2 protein-coding genes are annotated in these 1,212 nt (G+C 44.8%); one reads left to right on the top strand and one right to left on the bottom strand.

The window, feature by feature from the left end; all coding sequences use genetic code 11:
• A partial coding sequence (locus A3735_RS06780) for an alpha/beta fold hydrolase (RefSeq protein ID WP_156499471.1) occupies nucleotides 1-745 on the bottom strand: 745 nt, incomplete at its 3' end.
• Nucleotides 746-916: 171 nt separating this feature from the next.
• On the opposite strand from A3735_RS06780, the gene A3735_RS06775 reads away from it, so the two are divergent.
• On the top strand, nucleotides 917-1,212 hold a 296-nt coding region (locus A3735_RS06775), incomplete at its 3' end, for a DUF6502 family protein (RefSeq protein ID WP_231882457.1).

Raw genomic sequence — 1,212 nt, 5'->3', positions numbered from 1 at the left:
GAATGAGCCGATCTTCGGCACCATGAATAATCAAAGTGGGTACATTGACTCGCTGTGTAATCTTTTTGGTTTTCTTAGTCGCTACAATCGCAGAAAGCTGTCTTTTTGTACCGTACTTTTCAGCATCACGCGCCAGAGCTTTCCGGAGTCGAGATTCTAACTCTTCTTGCTTTGGCGGGTGAGTCCTGCTGCTAATCAAACGGACGGTTTCCATTTTCAGGTCTAGCTGTTCTTCTTCGGCAGCCTGGCTCGACTTAAGCAAATGAAGCCCCAGCTTCATATTCCAAGGCATCACTAAACCACGACTATCTGCCGTAGACATGATCGAGGTTAAGCTAATAATACGATCATGATAAATACCAGCAATGATTTGAGCGATCATGCCACCCATTGAAGCTCCGACAATATGGGCCTGTTTACACTTTAGGTGGTCAAGCAGACAGACCGCGTCGTGGGCCATATGATATAGNTCGTAGGGTGCGTCTATCTTCAAGCCAAACCAGTTTGCCAATACCTGTTTCAACACACGAGGAGCTGCATAGTGATCAAACTTGGTAGAAAGGCCAATATCGCGATTATCAAATCGGATAACGTAATAACCTTCTTCAGCAAGCAGATGACAGAACCGGTCAGGCCAAACAATCATCTGGGCACCTAAACCCATAATCAGAAGTACGGCAGGCCTTTTAGGGTTTCCGAAGGTCTCGTATTCAATACTTACATCGTTACATACAGCTTTAGGCATGGTGACAGCACGGAGGAAAAAACAATAACAATGGGTTTAAGTTTAGATGCCGATCGGAGATACGATGTGAAGGTTTTGTGTCAGTTCGGGCAATACAATTCGGTGGCAATGACCAGTTTGCCTTAGCGAGTTTCACTTGATATTTGTTCATATTGGGAATATATTCCCAATATGAACAAAGAAACGTTAAGCTACAAAAACACCTTAAGCCAATGTGTCATCTTTATGATGAAACCTTTGGTGCGCATACTCCTGAGGTCAGGAGTCGGTTTCTCTGACTTTGCCGAATGGGTAAAACATGCCTATGTGGCCGTTGCAGAAGAAGAGTTCACTGTCGATGGAAAGCCCCAGAGCACCTCTAGAATTTCGATTTTAAGCGGACTTCATCGAAAAGAGGTTGCACGAATTCGTAAAGAACTTGATGAAAGCAAGATTCCCACCACAACCACACCTGCCAACCGGGCAGA

It is taken from the genome of Oleiphilus sp. HI0061, assembly GCF_001635675.1.
Note: the sequence above shows the minus strand (reverse complement) of the source record. Positions and strands in the feature narration are given on the sequence as shown.